This is a genomic window from Rhizobium fabae (assembly GCF_003985135.1).
Lineage (GTDB): Bacteria > Pseudomonadota > Alphaproteobacteria > Rhizobiales > Rhizobiaceae > Rhizobium > Rhizobium pisi.
Genome location: NZ_ML133652.1, coordinates 71984 through 89594, shown reverse-complemented (window position 1 = coordinate 89594; position 17611 = coordinate 71984). Strand labels below are relative to the sequence as shown.

The 17611-nt window shown below is 62.7% G+C and carries 13 protein-coding genes; 3 read left to right on the top strand and 10 right to left on the bottom strand.

Annotation, left to right across the window (positions count from 1 at the left end; all coding sequences use genetic code 11):
- Positions 1-25: 25 nt before the first annotated feature.
- From amaB to hglS, 3 genes are all read right to left on the bottom strand, one after another.
- The gene (gene amaB, locus EFB14_RS17685) at positions 26-1564 is read right to left on the bottom strand and encodes an L-piperidine-6-carboxylate dehydrogenase (RefSeq protein ID WP_126827554.1); all 1539 of its coding nucleotides are present in this window, start codon (positions 1562-1564) and stop codon (positions 26-28) included.
- 45 nt (positions 1565-1609) lie between these two features.
- Positions 1610-2893, bottom strand: coding sequence for an NAD(P)/FAD-dependent oxidoreductase (locus tag EFB14_RS17680; protein ID WP_126827552.1), 1284 nt, complete (start codon positions 2891-2893; stop codon positions 1610-1612).
- Between the two features lie 65 nt (positions 2894-2958).
- Positions 2959-4371 (bottom strand): 2-oxoadipate dioxygenase/decarboxylase HglS, encoded by a 1413-nt coding sequence (gene hglS, locus EFB14_RS17675; RefSeq protein WP_126827550.1) that lies wholly within the window; start codon positions 4369-4371, stop codon positions 2959-2961.
- 101 nt (positions 4372-4472) lie between these two features.
- Here hglS and EFB14_RS17670 point away from each other — a divergent pair, with 101 nt between their 5' ends.
- The 3 genes from EFB14_RS17670 to EFB14_RS17660 all read left to right on the top strand — a co-directional run bounded on the left by EFB14_RS17670 (position 4473) and on the right by EFB14_RS17660 (position 6999).
- Positions 4473-5369: a LysR family transcriptional regulator gene (locus EFB14_RS17670; protein ID WP_183604875.1), complete on the top strand. Its 897-nt coding sequence runs from the start codon at positions 4473-4475 to the stop codon at positions 5367-5369.
- A gap of 69 nt (positions 5370-5438) precedes the next feature.
- Positions 5439-5675, top strand: coding sequence for an Lrp/AsnC ligand binding domain-containing protein (locus EFB14_RS17665; protein WP_008528286.1), 237 nt, complete (start codon positions 5439-5441; stop codon positions 5673-5675).
- Between the two features lie 145 nt (positions 5676-5820).
- The gene (locus EFB14_RS17660) at positions 5821-6999 is read left to right on the top strand and encodes a glycosyltransferase family 4 protein (RefSeq protein ID WP_126827546.1); all 1179 of its coding nucleotides are present in this window, start codon (positions 5821-5823) and stop codon (positions 6997-6999) included.
- 22 nt (positions 7000-7021) lie between these two features.
- Here EFB14_RS17660 and EFB14_RS17655 read toward each other — a convergent pair whose 3' ends face one another.
- From EFB14_RS17655 to EFB14_RS17625, 7 genes are all read right to left on the bottom strand, one after another.
- Complete coding sequence (locus tag EFB14_RS17655) at positions 7022-10333, bottom strand: oligosaccharide flippase family protein (protein WP_126827543.1); 3312 nt, start codon at positions 10331-10333, stop codon at positions 7022-7024.
- 87 nt (positions 10334-10420) lie between these two features.
- Positions 10421-11599 (bottom strand): glycosyltransferase family 4 protein, encoded by a 1179-nt coding sequence (locus EFB14_RS17650; RefSeq protein ID WP_126827541.1) that lies wholly within the window; start codon positions 11597-11599, stop codon positions 10421-10423.
- A 46-nt stretch (positions 11600-11645) separates the two neighbouring features.
- The gene (locus tag EFB14_RS17645) at positions 11646-14126 is read right to left on the bottom strand and encodes a glycoside hydrolase family 2 protein (RefSeq protein WP_126827539.1); all 2481 of its coding nucleotides are present in this window, start codon (positions 14124-14126) and stop codon (positions 11646-11648) included.
- A 16-nt stretch (positions 14127-14142) separates the two neighbouring features.
- Positions 14143-15123, bottom strand: coding sequence for a DUF1839 family protein (locus EFB14_RS17640; RefSeq protein ID WP_183604876.1), 981 nt, complete (start codon positions 15121-15123; stop codon positions 14143-14145).
- Positions 15114-16022, bottom strand: coding sequence for an amino acid--[acyl-carrier-protein] ligase (locus EFB14_RS17635; RefSeq protein WP_126827535.1), 909 nt, complete (start codon positions 16020-16022; stop codon positions 15114-15116). Before EFB14_RS17635 ends, EFB14_RS17640 begins: the two co-directional genes overlap by 10 nt.
- A gap of 5 nt (positions 16023-16027) precedes the next feature.
- The gene (locus EFB14_RS17630) at positions 16028-17209 is read right to left on the bottom strand and encodes an acyl-CoA dehydrogenase family protein (protein ID WP_126827533.1); all 1182 of its coding nucleotides are present in this window, start codon (positions 17207-17209) and stop codon (positions 16028-16030) included.
- Complete coding sequence (locus EFB14_RS17625) at positions 17209-17460, bottom strand: acyl carrier protein (RefSeq protein WP_125845986.1); 252 nt, start codon at positions 17458-17460, stop codon at positions 17209-17211. Before EFB14_RS17625 ends, EFB14_RS17630 begins: the two co-directional genes overlap by 1 nt.
- Between the last annotated feature and the right edge of the window lie 151 nt (positions 17461-17611).

Below are 17611 nucleotides of genomic sequence, written 5' to 3'. Positions count from 1 at the left end.
GCGCCGCCTTTCCCATGGCGACCGCTTATTCGACGTCGAACTTGACGCCCTGGGCGAGCGGCAGGGTTCTGCCGTAGTTGATGGTGTTGGTGGCGCGGCGCATGTAGGCCTTCCAGGCATCCGAGCCGGATTCGCGCCCACCGCCGGTTTCCTTTTCGCCGCCGAAAGCGCCGCCGATTTCGGCGCCCGAGGGACCAAGATTGACGTTGGCGATGCCGCAATCCGAGCCACGCGCGGAGACGAAAGTCTCGGCCTCGCGCATATCGTTGGTGAAGATCGACGACGACAGTCCCTGCGGCACGGCATTGTGCAATGCCAGCACCGCGTCGAAATCGCTGTATTTCATCACATAGAGGATCGGGGCGAAGGTCTCGTGCTCGACCGGGCCGGTCTGGTCAGGCATTTCGACAAGCGCCGGGCGAACGTAGAAAGCATCGGTCAAACCGTTGCCGACGCGGTCGCCGCCGGTCACCGTGCCGCCGGCCGATTTCGCCTCGCCGAGCGCTGCCTGCATCTTCTCGAAAGCCTGGCCGTCGATCAGTGGTCCCACAAGCGTGCCGCTTTCGAGCGGATTGCCGATGGTGACGGAGCCATAAGCCTTCTGCAGGCGCGGCACCAGCTGGTCGTAGACGCTTTCATGCACGAAGAGACGGCGCAGTGTCGTGCAGCGCTGGCCGGCCGTGCCCATGGCGGAGAAAGCGACGCCGCGCAGCGTCAGGTCGAGATCGGCACTCGGGCAGACGATCGCCGCATTGTTGCCGCCGAGTTCGAGAATAGCGCGGGCAAAACGCTGCGACAGGCGCGGGCCGACGGCACGGCCCATGGCCGTCGAACCGGTGGCGGAAACGAGCGGGATGTTCGGATGGTCGACCAGCACTTCGCCGACGGCACGGCCGCCGATGATCAGCGTCGACAGATTGGCTGGCGCCGAGCCGCCCTCGGCGACGAAACGCTTCAGTGCCTTTTCGAATAGCGCCTGCACGGCGAGCGCCGTCAACGGCGTCTTTTCCGAGGGCTTCCAGACGGTGGAATTGCCGCAGACCATCGCGAGTGCGGCATTCCACGACCAGACGGCGACCGGGAAATTGAAGGCGGAAATGATGCCGACGACGCCAAGCGGATGCCAGCTTTCCATCATCCGATGCTCGGACCGCTCGGTGGCGATCGTCAGGCCGTAGAGCTGGCGGGAAAGACCGACGGCGAAATCGCAGATGTCGATCATCTCCTGCACTTCGCCTAGACCTTCCGAAGTGATCTTGCCGACTTCGATCGAGACGAGACGGCCGAGCGCCGTCTTTGCCGCGCGCAGCTCCTCGCCGAGCAGGCGGACCAGTTCGCCACGCTTCGGCGCGGGAACGGCACGCCATTCGAGGAAGGCCTTGTGCGCTTCTTCGATCGCCGCCTTCGTCTCGGGAACGGAATGTTCCCTGAGCCTGCCGATTTCCTTGCCCGTGACCGGCGAGGTGACAGAAAGCGTGCCGCCGTGATAGCGACCGGCATCGACGCCGAGTTCGGCAAGCAGCTTGGCGGTTTCGGTGGCGAGATCGAGGACGGCGATGGTCATTGTCGTGGTTCCAATCTTATTATTCTCAGAAGCGTTTATCGGTTCTCAGAAGCGGGCATCGGCGAAATGGGCAACCTGGGCGCCGGCTTCGTACCATATTTCCTTGAGCGCCCGGAAGCTCGGTTCGGTGGGCGCCGTCAGCGGCAGCGGCAGATCGGCTTCCGCGAGCCGGCCAAGAATATGGTCGGCCAGCGTCCGGCCGAACACCGTGCCGGGGGCAATGCCACGGCCATTATAACCGGAAAAGCCGATCACATTCGGCGCGAATTTGTGGAAGCGCGGCAACGCATTGTCGGTCATGCCGATCTGGCCATACCATTCGCATTCGAATTCGACATCGCCGATGACGGGGAAGAGCCGCTTCAGCGCGCGCTTGGCCCAGCCCTTGTGCACGGCTAGCCCGGTATTGCGCAACGCCCCGACGCTGCCGAAAACGAGGCGGCCCGCCTGATCCATGCGGAAGGAGGAGAGGATGTCCTTGGTATCCCATACGCCCTCCCGCCCCGGCAGGATCGACTGGCGGAGATTGTGGCCGAGCGGCACGGTGGCGAAATTGAAATAGGGCAGGTAGATCTGCTCGTTGCGCACCTGCTCGAAGGGGCCGGTGCTGTAGGCATCCGTCGCAACGATGATCCAGTCCGCGCTGACTTCGCCGCTTTCCGTCTTCACGCTCCAGCGGCTGCCCTTGCGCTCCGTCGCGGCAACCGGGCTCGACGTATGAATGGCAACCCCGGCCTTGACGGCGGCATGGGCAAGGCCACGCACATAGGCAAGCGGCTGCAGCGTTCCGGCGCGCATGTCGAGCAGCGAGCCGGCATAGGCATCGCTGCCGATGCGCTTGGCCGTCTCCGCCGCGTCGAGCAGCCTGACCGGCGCACCGCGCGCGGTCCATTGCGCCACGCGCTGCTCGATCTCCTTCAGCCCGTCGGCGCCGACAGCGCAATGCAGCGTGCCGTTCCGTTCGAGTTCGCAGGCAATCCCGTGCCTGTCGATCAGCTCCATGACGAGCTTTGGCGCATTGCCGAGCAGATCGAGCAGGCGCTCGCCATGCACCGCGCCGAGCACGCCGGGCAGATCGTTTGGCATCACCCACATGCCGGCGTTGATCAAGCCGACATTGCGCCCCGAGCCGCCGAAACCGATCTCCCTTGCCTCCAGCAGCGCCACCTTCGACCCGGCTTCGGCAAGATGCAGGGCGGAAGACAGACCGGTGTAGCCGCCGCCGACGATGACGACATCGGCCGATACCGCGCCTTTGAGAGACGAGGTCACCGGTGGTTCGGCTGCAGTCTTTTCCCAGAGGCCGTGGGAGCGCGGATCATTCAGCATGGCTCAATCCGATTGGGTCGAAATCGCGAGGTACTCTAATGCACCTCGTTTGCGAAAGCATCATTTCAAGCGACGGTCTTGAGCTGCAGCCCCGCAAGGCCGAGTGCTTCCATCGCCGCATCCAGCGAGGCGGCCTGGCGTTCGGCATAGAGCGCCAATTCGTCCTTAACGGTCGCGCCGAGCGCGGCCTCGAAGGCGTCGCGGTTCGAGCGTGTCGCATAATTCTGCTGCTGGTCGGTGCCTAGGTTCGACTGGAAGATGCCGGCCGCGCTGACCGGCAGAAAATCTTCGTAGACAACGGGCGCGAAGGCCAGATAGCCCCGGGTGATCAGCGCCTCCGGATCGCGCGGCAGCGTGCTGCTGATCGCGGCGGCGATGCCCGCAGGCGTCGCGCTATAGCGGAAGAAGGCGAGGTCCTGCCTGCGCAGCTCTTCCCAGCTATCCGGCAACGCCCTGAAGCGTTCGACAAGTTCCTGGTTGTAGGCGCCGGCCTTGGCGCCACCGGCGCCGACCTGCACCTCGCCGCGAACCGAAGCGAGCAGCCGGTCATAGAGCATCCGGCCCTTTGCCGTCAGCGCCACGCCGCGCTGCTCGATCTCGCCGAAGCGGGCGGTATGGCTACCCCTGACCGCACCTTCTTCACCGGAAAAGACGATCGCTTCCTCCAGCGCCTTGAAGCTCGTCTGCCGCAGCAGGATATCGCAATGACGGCGCGGCGGCCCCTCGATGACGGCCTTCGGCGTGATGCCGCGTTCCGGCATGCGGGCCTGGACTGCGTCGATATCGAGCGTGCGCGGCGTAAGGTGATTGATATGCGGCCCCTTGAAGCTGACGACGTCGGCGATCAGCCGATGCGCGTCGTGCAGGCGCTTGTAGGTTTCGGCGTTGACCGTGGCCTCGCCGTGCCAGCGGAAGGTTTCCAGCGCCTCGGCGACGAATTCCGTTGCTTCCGCCTCCGTCAGGCCGCCATTCTGCTCATGACGCTCGATCAGCGCGACGGCGCGCGGCGTATAGATGCGGCGTGCGGCCAGAATGGCTTGCGCCTCACCTCGCAGCCCTTCGTCCTCGATCAGTTCCAGCCGCAGCAGCGAGGTGAAGACGCGGAACGGATTGACGTTGAGCGCCGCCTCGCCGATCGGCCGGAAGCAGGTGGAATGAACGGGCACGCCGGCGACCGAGAGATCGTAATAGCCGACCGCTTGCATGCCCATGACGGCAAAGAGCCGGCGAATGGTGAAAAGTTCCTCTGCCGTCCCAAGGCGGATGGCGCCGTGGCGCTCGACATCGATGCGCTCCAGCTCGCCGGCGCTGGCAAGGCGTTCGCGCAGCTCGGGATCCTTTTCGAGGCAGGCGGCGTTCACCTCCGCCACGAGTTCGATCAGCGTGCCATATTGCGGCACCTCAGTCCGATACATCTGCGACATCGCCTCGGTGAAAAGCGAGCGAATACGGTCTGTTGAAACGAAGGCTTGCGGCATCGGGAACTCCGGCTCATTCCGTTTTTGCAGGATGAAACTCTTTACAAGCACCGCAAACCCCGAAATATCGACATTTTGGAAATAGCTCATTCTGAAATGGAATGATCATGAACACGTCAAGGCGCTTTCTGCCGTCGACTTCGCATCTCGCCGCCTTTGAGGCGGTTGCCCGCACCGGCAGCGTCACGGCCGCGGCGCGCGAACTCGATCTGACACAGAGCGCCGTCAGCCGGCAGGTAAGCGCGCTGGAAGACCAGCTCGGCGTCGAACTCTTCCTGCGGGAGCGCCAGACCATGCGGCTGACGCTTGCCGGCGACAGTTATGCCCGCGAGATCCGCGAGGCGCTCCGGCGCATATCGAGCGCCTCCTTGAACCTGCGTGCCAATCCGCATGGCGGCACGCTCAATCTCGCCATCCTGCCGACCTTCGGCACGCGCTGGCTGGCGCCGCGCCTGGGTCGCTTCCTCGCCGCCAATCCCGGTGTCACCATCAATCTCGTGACCCGGCTCTCGCCCTTCGATTTCCGCCTCGATTCGATCGACGCCGCCATCCATTTCGGCCATCCGCACTGGCCGGGCGCGGAACTCGCCTTTCTCATGTCGGAGCGCACGGTACCGGCGTGCAGTCCCGACTTTCTGAAGCGATACTCGATCTCAGCGCCGGAAGACCTGCTCACCGTCCCGCTTCTGCATCTGACGACGCGGCCCGACGCCTGGGAACAATGGTTCGCCAGCAACGGCGTCGCCTTCGAAAGCCTGCACGGCATGCTCTTCGACCAGTTCGCCACCGCAGCGCAAGCGGCGATTGCCGGCCTCGGCATCGCGCTGTTGCCGACATTCCTGATGCAGGAGGAGCTCAGGCGCGGCGATCTCGTCGCCGCCGTCGACCGTGAAATGGAAAGCCGGGAACGCTATTATCTCGCCTTTCCGCCCGAGCGCGCCGACTATGCGCCACTTGCCGCCTTTCGCGACTGGATCGTTGCGGAAGCGGCGGCATGACGAACGGCTTGCATCGGTATGGCGGTTTCGACCATTATGCACACCAATCAACATCTGCAGGAAATCCCCATGAAGCCGATCTTCGTCCAGCTCCAATGCGCACCCGGCAAGACCTATGAGGTCGCCGATGCCATCTACCAGACCGAACTGGTCTCGGAGCTCTATTCCACAAGCGGCGACTACGATCTGCTGATGAAGGTCTACATCGAGGAAGGCCAGGATATCGGTAAGTTCATCAACGACAACATCGCCAATATTCCGGGTATCGTTCGCTCGTTGACGACGCTGACCTTCAAGGCCTTCTGAATTCCCGTCAGACACGATTAACCTTTTCGCGAAGAATCACCCTCGCAGGGGGACGCTTAAACCGCGCCTTAACGCCCGAGACATCTGGTCGTTGTTATAAGAGTCCGCGTCAATAACGGGCGGCATACGCAGCGATAGGTGGAAAATGGCGATCGTCGAAGCAGACAGCGTGCGCGAGAAGCCGCGACCGGAAACGGCGCCGCTGATCGTCCATGTCGTGCGCCAGTTCCTGCCCAATCGCGGCGGCCTGGAAGACGTGGTCGCCAATCTCGGCCGCCAGACTGTGCGCCGCGGCTATCGCGTGCGCGTCGTCACGCTGGATTCGCTCTTCACCGCACCTGAGGACAAGCTGCCGCCTCGCGAAAATATCGATGGCATCGACGTGGTGCGCATTCCCTGGTCCGGCAGCAGCCGCTATCCGCTGGCGCCGCAGGTTTTCCGCCATATCGGCGATGCCGATCTCGTCCATGTCCATGCCATCGACTTCTTCTTCGACGCACTCGCCTGGAGCCGACTGCTGCACGGCAAGCCTATGATCGTCACCACCCATGGCGGCTTCTTCCACACCAGAAAATATGCGGCGATCAAGAAGATCTGGTTCCGCACGCTGACCCGCGCTTCGGCGACGGCCTACCGGCGCGTCGTCTGCTGCAGCGCCTCCGACCTCAGGCAGTTTTCCGAGATCGTGCCTGACAGCCTCCTGATCGAAAACGGCGCCGATATCGGCAAGTTCGCCGATGCCGCTTCGCGCCGGGCAAAACGCCGCGTCGTCACGATCGGGCGTTTCTCGGTGAACAAGCGGCTGGACCACCTGTTGAATGCGATGGCTGCGCTGAAGACACGCCACCCGGAATGGCATCTCGACATCGTCGGCGCCGAATCCGACCTGAACCGGGCGAATCTCGAAGACGAGATCGAAAGCCGCAATTTGACCGGCCGCGTCACGCTACACGTGTCGCGCGACAACGACACCATCCGCCGCATCATCGCCGAGGCCTCTCTCTTCGCCTCCGCCTCGGAATATGAAGGTTTCGGCCTGGTGGCGCTGGAAGCCATGAGCGCCGGCCTGCTGCCGGTGCTGAATGCCAATGATGCCTTTCAGACGCTTGCCGGCCGCCATCCCGTCATCAGGCTCGCCGATTTCGAAAATTCCGGGGCCGCCGCCGCGGCGATCGAAGCCGCCTATGAAGATTTCGCGCGCGAACCCGATGCCATCCGCGCCGGGCTTCTTGACGCCGCTCGCGGCTATTCCTGGGATATCGTCGCCGGCCGCTATATCGATCTCTACAGATCGCTTGATATCGCCGTCGCCGAAAGCCTCTGATCCTGCCTTCCTGAAATCCCGATCAAGCTCTTGCGAGACGGAGGATCTCGTCGAGCACGAATTTGCGCGATTGCGGCGGCGTCAGGTTGTGGTCCGCATCCGGCAGCATCAGGAGGCGCACGTTCGGATAGCGGGAAAGCTTGGCGCCGCGCGGGCCGAAATGGAAATAGACATGGTCGAGCCCGACGTCGCCCTCGCTGTAGATCAGCGTCAGCGGCACCTTGCGCTTGCCGAACGAGGCAAAGGAATGCCGGACCTCGCGGGCGATTTGGCGCCGGTCCGGAAGCAGCTCGAGCAGCGGCGCGATCCAGGGTGACAGCCGCCGGCCCCCGGCGATGACGATATTCTGCAGCGCCGACACCACGTCCACCTGGCCGCTCAGCAACCGCTTCAGCGTATCGAGCCGCGCCAGGCGCTGGCCGTAATCGTCGAGGCTGCGAGGAACGGAGACGACATGCTCCCTGCGCACCGGTACCTTCGGATCCCAGTAGTAGACGAAGGGATTGATCGAGACGACGGCTTTCAACCGCTCGTCGGCGACGCCGGCGCGGAAAGCGACATAACCACCGCTGCATCGACCGGCCACCATGATAGGCCCCGCAACGACGCTTTCGAGCAGATCGAGCGAGGCGACCGCATCCGCGGTCTGCGTGCTGGAATAAAGCACCTGTTCCGGCGCATCCGGCCGCGGCGGGCTGTCCCCGACATTGGCGGAATCGAAGCGCAGCGAAACGACGCCCTGGCGCGCGAGTTCGCGCGCCATATCCACCGTCGTCCGTCCCCAGCCGGCATGGCGGTCGTAAGCCGTCGACAGGAAAAGCACGGCATTGCCCTTGATCTCGCCCAGCGGCCGGCTGACGACGCCGACCAGATGATCGTGGCTTCCGAAACGCACCGGCGTTTCCGCAAAACCGTCACCAACAAGCGGCAAGCTCTCGATCGTTGCCGGCAAGCGGGCAGCGGATGTCTCCGTTGTCGCCGTCTCCAGCCACCTCGTCAACAGTTCGACGACGGCCATCGGCGTCTTGGCAAAGAGCGGATTGGTGACGAGTTCGTCGTAACCTTCGAAGGCCTTCTGCTCGACCTCAGCGCCGAACGCCTTCAGCACATCCGCAAAGCCGGTATCCTCGGCCCGGATAGGACGTTCGAGGATCAGATAGCGGGGCGCTGCGAGCCCCTGCGGCGAGGCGATGTTGAGCTTGCCGAGCTCGGCGGCGATCTCTTTGGGCATGACGAGGCCGGCGATCTGCACCTTTGCGGCCTGCACATGCTCCTTGCCGAGGCCGAGATCGGCATCGATGATCTTGGACCACATATTGAGTTCACGCAGATAGGCCCGGCCGCTCAGCACCGGCGCCAGCATAACGAGGCTGTCGATGCCTTCGATCGAGGAACCGATGCGCTGGGCAAGGGTCGCGCCGAGGCCCTGTGCGATGAGGATGATACGGTCGCAGCCGGAGAGCGACTTCAGCTCGGCGGCAGCCGCGCGGATCGAATTTTCCCAGGTTTCTAGCCTTGCCGGCAGCGGGCCGAAATCGAGCGCATCGCCGGTGCCGCGATAATCGAAGCGCAGGCTCGGCACGCCGATATCCGAGAAGTGCTCGGCAGCGATGCGGAAGAACTTGCGGCTGCACATTTCCTCAAAACCCCAGGGGCTGACGAAGAGAACGGCGGCCGAACGCTTCTTCGCTTGAGGATTTTCAGGCATGAACAGCCCGATCGTGCCGTCGAAGACGACAGGCAGGGCAGCGCTGCGTCCCGCACCCTCGGCCGGTTCGAGCGAGAATTCGCCGGGTGCGACCTTGGCGCGGTCGGGTTCGTCGGGAAGCCGCGGCGCAATGAAATTGATCGCGTGGCCGACCGGCCCCCGCAGCGCGGACGGCATCTTTTCGAGAATGGAGTGCATGACCTCGACATCCTCGCGCGGCACGGCGCGCAGCACGCGCAGCGCAGCGAAATAGGCGAAGGTGCCGGCGATGATCGCGGCGACGAGACCGATCGGACCGTGGATGAATTCCAGCGCGGAGATCGCCGCGCAGGCACACAATACGGAGGCGACCGTCACCTTCGTCAGGCTTGCGTAGAGACCTGAAAGTTGGGATCCGAATCCTGTCTGCCTGATCATCATCATCGACATCGCAACGAACACGAGTATGCGCACGAGTGCGGCTCCCTCGGCCGCAAGCCTAGGTACAATGAGTAAACAGCCCACGACCATGAGGAGGCCACCTATCACACTGATATTCAGGCGCGAGCGGGCTCTGTCCATCGAGAGCAGGTAGAGGCTGAGGATCTGCATGAATGTATAGGCGGGCGCGACGAGCGCGAGCAGCGCAACCACCGTGCCACTACGGCGGAACGCTTCGCCGAACACCACCAGCACCAGTTCGCTTGAGATCGCGGCCAGCCCGAGGCTCATCGGCAGCACGATATAGGCCATGCTGCGGGTGACGGCGGCGAAGACCTCGACCGGCAATGTCGAATCGTCGCTGCTGTGCCGCCGCTCGGAATAATAGGGCAGCAGGCTGCCGGTCATCTGGATCGGCAGTTGAAGGGCGATATTGGCGATCGACAGGCCGACGGCATAGTAACCGACCATTTCCACCGACCAGAACTGCTGTAGGAAAAGCAGCTCGAGGCGGTTGAGGAAAATGGAATCGATGATGAACTGGATCGACAGGATGACGGAGGAGGAGGCGAGATATTTCAGTGAGACCCCGCACCAGTCGCGCCGCGCCAGCAGGATCGGCAGCGTGGCGAAAAACAGCACGAGCTGGCCGAGCGCATACCCGACGAGAACACCCTCAACGCCGTAAAAGACGGCGCCGGTGGCGACGCCGGCAAGCTGGATGACCGAGACGGCGACCGTCAGCTTGAAGAAGGCGCCGAGCTTCTTTTCACCGATCAAATAGAATTTGACGAAGGATCCGATCGCCTGGATGAAGAACAGAGCGCCCGTGACCAGCGCGACGGAAGGCGCTGTTTCCGCCCAGTGCATCTCCTCCGAGGTCAGGAAGAACAGCGCGTAGAGCGCCAGCAGCGCGACGGTCGAAAACATCATGAAGCTGACGAGAATGGCGGCAAAACCCCGCCGGCGTCGCGCATCGTAGCCTTCCGCCGAAAGCTGCGGCAGGGTCTTCAACAGCGTTATGCTGGAGCCGAGTTCGGCAATCGAGGCGCCCGTGACCACCAGCCAGAGCGAAAAGGCGACGATGCCGTTGGCCTCGGGCCCGAGCAGCCGTGCGGTTATGATCGAAGAGACGAAGCCCGTTAGCAGCAGCAGCATGCCCGCCGCCGCATTCATCACCGAATTTGCGATAATACCCTTCGACATCTATCCATCCGCTAGCGCCGGCTACCGCCGGATACCCGTCATCTCTAACGTGAAAATGTTAAAATAAAGCGGAGTGACGACCTCATCTTAGCTGGCTTGCATCGCCGCCAGCTTCTGAAGCGCCTTCTCGTAGCTATTCTCGGCGAGATAGCGCAGCAGGAATTCCCGCGCCTTCTCGGCTTTCTCTCGCGCGAGTTCCGGCGCACGAAAAATCTCCCTGAGATAGGCAGCCGCCTCCTCCGGGGAGGGATCGGCCCAGACTGCGCCCTCAAGCGCGGCAAATTCGGGATGTGTATCGACGACAGGAATGAGGGAAGAGCCGACCAGCCAGGTGTTATCAGGATCGCAGAAATCTGCCGTACCCGACCAGGCGGTGGAAACGACAGGCGTGTGCTGCATGATCGCCTCGGCGACCGTCAAGCCGAAACCTTCCGAGCGATGCAGCGAGAGATAGGCGTCGGAAGAGCGGATGAGGCCATTGATCTCGGAATTAGACAGCTTGTCGGTGACGATACTGATCCGGCTATCGCCGGCGACCGAACCGACCAGTTCGCGCAGGCCTTCATCGTTGCTGATATCGCCGCTGGCCTTCATCAGCAGGAAGGCGCTCGGGCATTCGGCGCTGAAGATCCTGAAGGCTTCGATGACGGCCTGCGGGTTCTTCCGGTTGATCGACGAGCCGGCGCTGAAGATGAAGCTGACGAGAAAGGCATCCTTCGCGATGCCGAACTTCTCCCGCATGCCTTCCGTCGCCGGCTTTTCGGTGACCGGGTGCGGAACCACGATGACGGGCGCTTTGGTCAGCGGCGCAATCGCCCGCCGGGTGAATTCCGACGGAACGAAGACGGCATTCATGTAACGCAATCCATTGCGCCACTCCGCCGGCACGACTTCAAGCTCCCAGGCGAAATAGCCGATGTTGAAGGCGCTGGTGAAATTCGAAACGCCCTTTTTCAGGATGGCGCGCGGCAGCATCGGCGGATTGAGATGCCAGATACGGCTTCCGGGGAGCTCGACGGAGAGATGCGACGGCATCCATCCGGCAAAGGAATTCTCGTCAGGATTCGTGCTGACATCGGAGAGCGAGATGGCCCGCCCCGCTTCGGAGAGCGAATCGGCGCAGAGCCGCGCCGATTCGCCGATACCGACAGCCATTGAGAGATAACCGACGATTTCCACCGGCTTGCGCGGATTGAAGGCAATTCGCGACCGCGGAATCAGCCGCTGCAGGAAATGGGCACGCAGAAAGCGGTAGGTCGTTCTCAAATCACGATCTTTCTCAATGGATCGGCATCATCCCCAGCGCCAGGCGTCAACCTCGGAGCGCGGCGCGATGCGAACTGCCCAGACTTCTGATTTCGCCTGCGGGCGGAACATCGCTCTGCGTGCCCGACAGCGCGGAGAGTTTCACGCGCCGCAAAGCGCCGGGGGCAAGATGGAACCAGTCGTCGCCGGCCCGGTAACCTTCGACGTCGATATGCACCGATTGCGCCAGCCGGTCGGTCCTGAGATCGACGACCCAGTCGTCGCCGTCCCTGCCGAGCGACGCCTCGATGCTTGCGTCATGGAGCGCCTTGCCTCGTCCGCAGGGGAAGTGGAAGCTTTCGGCGAGAACGGCGCCGTCGCCGAGCGAGCGCAGGCGCGCGACACTTGCATCATGCGACGGCGGACCGAAACGAAAGGCATAGGTCGTATCGAAGAAGGCGCCGAACAGCGCGGTGGAGGCAAAACGCTCCACGCTCCTTGCCGCCAGCTTGAAAGCCATGCTGCCGCTGACGACCTGCTGCTTTCCATCGCGCAGGCAGGCAACCTCGAGCTCGACATCGAGCGCTGCGTCCGTCTCGTTGACGACATGCACGTCGAGGCCGTTGGTTCCCTCGTCGGTAAACACTGCCTGCACCGGCCGGAAGGCGCGGCGCATCGCATACCAGACGGGCTTCGGCTCACCGGTGGAATCGATCACGCCCCAGCCGGGGCCGGGCATGAGGTCCTGCAAGGTCCAGACGAGCGCGCCGTTGCAAAGGGAACCCTTGCGCCGCCATTCGGCGAAGGTCTCCTCGATCACCTCGCCGGTGACGGCGCGGGAAAGATCGAGATAACGTTCCGGATCCTCGCGGCGCATCTGGGCAGGATCGAAATCGTAAAGAAGCTTGAGATAGAAATCGCGAACGTCCTCGAAGTCCCACGATGCGCCACGGTCACGGGGCACGCGGGCCTTCCAGAGCGGGCTGTGGACGGCGGGCACGTCGAGATGACGATGCAGCGTCCTTTGCTGCGGCACATGCGCAAAAGCAAGGCTTTCGGAGGCGAAACGTACATCGGCGCGGCGCGCATCCGCAATCGGTCGCATATAGGCGCCGACGCCGTAATAATGGGAAACGCCGGAATTCGGCGAAAACGGCATCGCCCCGCCATATGGCGAGTTCGGAACATAGGGCACGTCAGGACGCATGCGCGCGACGATCGCCGGGATGATTTCGTCGGTGACCGGCCCGCTCCAGAATTCCATGGGTAGGCCGAGCATCGCCGCCTGCTGATGGATCTCGCTGCCGCCGCAGAGCACGGCAAGAGAAGGCGACGCCTGGACGCCGTGCAGGAATTCCTCGACCTCGGCATGCACATGGCCGAGAAAGGCCTTGTCGTTGCGCGGATAGTCGAAATTGGCGAACATAAAATCCTGCCAAACGAGCAGGCCGAGTTCGTCGCAGAGCGCGAAGAAATCGGGCGTCTCGTAGGCCATCGTGCCGCCGATGCGGATCATGTTCATACCGGCGCCAGCGGCAAGCCGCAGGAATGGCTCGTAGTCCGCCTGCCCGCCCGGCAATCGCGCGATATCGGCCGTCGTCCACACCGCCCCGCGGCAGAAGATGCGCTCACCGTTGAGGAGGAGCGCGAAATCATCGCCATCGGCGCCGCGGTCGACGTCGATGCGCCGGAAGCCGGTCCTGCCCAGCGGATATTCCACGCCATCGGAAACCAGCGTCAGATCGTAAAGACGCGGAGTGCCGTGGGTGTGCGGCCACCAGGGCTCGATGTCGGAAAGCTTGAGGATAGCCGAGTAATGGTTGTCGCCGATCTTCTCGAAGGGCTGCTCCATGCCGCCGCAGTGCAGCAGCATTGCCGGGTCCGCGGCATTGTTATGCAGGGAGACGCTGAGGCGACCAACGCCGCTCTCATCCAGCACCGTGCGGATGGAGACATTGTCGATCGAGACGGGATTGCGCCGCACCAGCGAAATCGGCCGCCACGGTCCGACGGCATGGATCTCGGGGCACCAGCCCGGCATGTGGCCGAGCAGCGTCGTGCGGAAATTCTTCAGGCCCGCCGGTGTGATCATCTGCGGCCGCCAGCGTGCGCGCGGACCAGGCTCGGACAAGCGGGGACCGAGCGCCCGGAAACAGAGCGCGAGTTCGTCGCCGCCCAAAAGCGTCACCGGTATTTCATGGGCCGTGAACATGCTTTCGGAAAACAGGATTTCCTGACCGTTGAGGAAGACATGGCACAGTGTGGCAAGTCCTCCGAAACGGAGGATGGCTTCACCTGGCTCGGCATCGAACAGCCGGCAGAGATACCAGGCGTCGCGCGTGTTCAGCGGCTCGGGATTTTCCCGGTCGAAGAGCCCGGCTTTTTCGAGTGCCGCGGCAACGGTGCCGGGAACGGGCGCGGGTATGAACTGCGCGGAAAGGTGAATGTCGTGCGGCACCGCGCAAGCGCCCGGCTCCGTCAGGATCAGGTTCCAGCCTTCGGAAAGCACGCTTTCCTCGGCTCCGATGCTTGCCAAACGCGCCCGCATGGTCAGGTCTCCGGCCTCAGATTCGCTCCGCAAGCGATGCCATCATGGAATCCCATGCATCGGCGGCCGGATCAAGTGCTGCCTGCAGCGGCTCGAACCTCCTGCGCGCGACGGCGCGGGCAAGCTGGAACTGCACGGATTTCGCCGCATCGGATATGCGCCTGGCATGCTCGGCGGCGGCCATGAATTCACCGGGCGAGAGCCAGGCCAGGTGATCGGCCGCCAGCTCGAAATTGGCGCCCACCTGGCGGAGCGTATTGAACGCATATTTGTGGAAGAAGCCGAATGGCCGATCGGCCACGGCTTCGACCTGTTGCGGAAAGACGGCGGCGAAGGCGCGGATCGGGTTTTCGCGGGGACGCCTGTTGAAATGAAACCCGGCAAGCCGCCGCGCTGTTGCGCGCAGATGCGTTTCGTCAGCGGACGTTTCAGGGAACCGCGCAAATTCCGAATAGGGCAGGAACGGTGGGTCGTTCTTCGTCAGATGCAGCTGGAACAGCCCGTCGAAATCCTCGCCTTCGAGATGAAAATAGCCGGCATTGTGAAAATATTCGACGCGCTTTGCCGCAATGTCCAGCCGGTTGATCGCAACCGTCGTCTTGCCGTGCTCCTGCCGGTAGGCAGTGCCCCGCGTATCCGGCATGTAGAAAGAATCCATCTCGATCAGGCAGAGGCGACCCCGCGCGATCTGCACTCCGACATGTCGTTCGACGCGGTCGTAGATCGCAAGCTCGGTCGCGCGGATGCCGTAGAGCGCTTCGAGATCTTCGAGCGGCACCTTGAAAAAGGTGAACTGGTCACCCTCGAAATCCTGCGCCAGGGTGAAACCGAGCATCGCCTCGGGTGCGACACCCGATGTTGCCAGCACTTCGATCCAGAGATCGACATAGCAGTTGGTTTCCGGCCATGCGCGTTCGCCGGAATGCAGCGCGTGCTGTCGGTAGGTTTCCGGGCTGATCCCCGGGAATACCGATGTCATCGATCTCATCAGCCCCACAGCGTTTTCCGTACGCTGGCTGGCCATTGCTTCACGTCGAGCCCGTGATGGTGAAAGAGGGCGAGCGCGATGCGCTCCAGGCCGAAGCCGACGCAGGCGGTGTGCGCAACGCTGCCGTCTTCGAGATTGAGGCCCCATTTCGTGCCGAAGGCATCCTGATGGTAGTTGAAGCTCATGCAGGCGGTCGGATTGGCGACCGAGGTGATCGGGATCAGCAGTTCGAACTTCAGGTTCTGGTCGCGCTGATTGTTGGCAAGCATCTTGCCGGCGCGGCCGAAGAACGGATCGTTGGCGATATCGATCGTCACCTCGAGGCCGACGGCCTTCATCATCTCGACGCCACGATCCATCCAGCGCTGGCGGAAATCGGTGACGTGCTGCTCGGTGCCCATGCAGACATATTCGCGCATGCGAAACAGCTGCTGGCGGGCCGGGTCCTTCGACGGCTCGTGGCGGAAGCAGTAGGATTGCAGATCGAAGAGACCGCCCGTCTTCGGCAGATTGCCGCGCTTGGCGACCGTCGGATAGAGGGGATAGCAGGCAGCCGGCGTCAGCACGATGTCGGTCGCTTCCTGTCCCTTGGTCCAGTCCTCGCCGACTTCCATGCATTCAAGCAGGCTGACATGATCGAGTTCGCTGCCGCAGAAGCTGTGCACCGTGCCGGCAAGCTGTGGGAAGCTCTTCATGTAACCGCTCTTTTCGAAGAAAGCGCGGTTCATGCCGGGAGGAAAACGCATGGCCTCGGCGCCGTCGGCGCCGCCGAACTTATCGATCAGGCGTTCGAAGGCGGCGATCACATCTTCGAACTGGCCGCTGCGGCCATAGAGCCCGTCGATGCCGGTATCGATCAGCAGTCCGGCATCGAAAAGCCGGTCCAGAAACGAGGTCTGCATATCCATGACTGTCACCCCAGTAGGCTAGTGTCCTGCTTATGGACAAGGAGCATGCTCGACGTGTTGCCGAGGATGCGGTCATTCGAGATCATGAGCTGCGCGGAGTGGGCGTCGCGCAAATGGCGTCCAAGGCTGAAGGGCGTACCGTTCTTGTAGCCCATGATGCCGCAGATCAGCATGGCGTGATTGACGATCTCCAGGATCGTTTCCGAGGAGGCGATCTTGACGTTATTCATCGCCACCGCAAAGCCCATCGAGGACAGCTTGTCGCCATCCGTCTTGGCACCCTCATAGGCCTTGAGGCCGGCAACGACGTTCGACTTCACCATCTGCAGGAGGTTAGAAACCTCCGCGAGGCGAAGTGCGCCCGGAGGCTGGGCATCCGGCGCCTTGCGGGCAGCGGCGCGCACGAAAGCCTGGGCGCGGACGACCGCGTCGACCGCGATGCCATACCAGACGCCGCTCCACAGCAAGTGCGAGGAAGCGAGCATAGATTGCGCCGCGATTTCGGCGAAAGGTTTCGGCAGGATCTGGCGCGCCGGCGCTTTCCCCTTGAAAAGGAAGCCGTCGGAGCAGGTGCCGCGCATGCCGAGCGTGTTCCAGGCATGCGTTTTCTCGAGCGTGTACTGGTCCTTGAGGAAGGCCGTCAGCACCTGATCGGAGGAGGCTGCCTGCGGGTGGGCACGCGAGGTGATGAGGATGGCATCGGCATGCGAGCCGTAGGAAATGACGGTCGCATCCTTTTCGAGGCGGCAGGTATCGCCGTCAACTTCGACCGCGCAAATGCTGTTGCGCAGGTTTCCGCCAATGCCGCCCTCGGTGGTCGCGGAGGCGATCAGCAGCTGGTCGGCAGCGATGGCGTGCATGAAACTGCGATGCCATTCGCTGTCGGCGCCGTGTTCAACGAGGCTCGACAGCTTGATGTGGTGCATGGCGAAGACCATGGCGCTTGCCGCACATGCCTGGCCGAGCATCGAGCACAATTCGGCGATTTCGGTGATCGAGGCCGATTCACCGCCGAGATGGCACGGCACCTGGATGCCGAGCAGCCTTTCGGCCTTCATCGCATCCACGGCTTCCCTGGGAAAACGGCCTTCGAGATCGACGGCATCGGCATGTTTGGCCGCAACTTGGGCGACGCGGGCGGCCCTTGCGACAAGACCGTCCTGCATGATCTTGACGGGGAAATTCATCAGGCGACCTTCCGGCCGTCCTGGATGAGATCAACCGTCTTGGCGATAGCCGAAATGCTCGCAAAGGATTTGCGGTTCAGGAGATTGTCGGGAAATTCGATGTCGAAGGCCTCTTCGATGCCGAGCATCAATTGCACCGAGGCAAAGGACGTCAGACCTGCAGCATAAAGATCGGCATCGTCGGCGACCTGGTCGATCGCGACAGGAAGCTTGCCGAATTTGGCTACGAGGTCGCGGATTGTCGTATTCATCCCATCACTCCAAGATTCTCATGATCCCAAACCGGCGTTCATCGCCTTGTCATGAGCGTTCTTTTAGTGCGGAAAACAGAACATTCCGCTAATTAATTGGGTTAAATATGATTATTGCTCACAGTTAGGATTTTAGTGATCCATCCGGCGA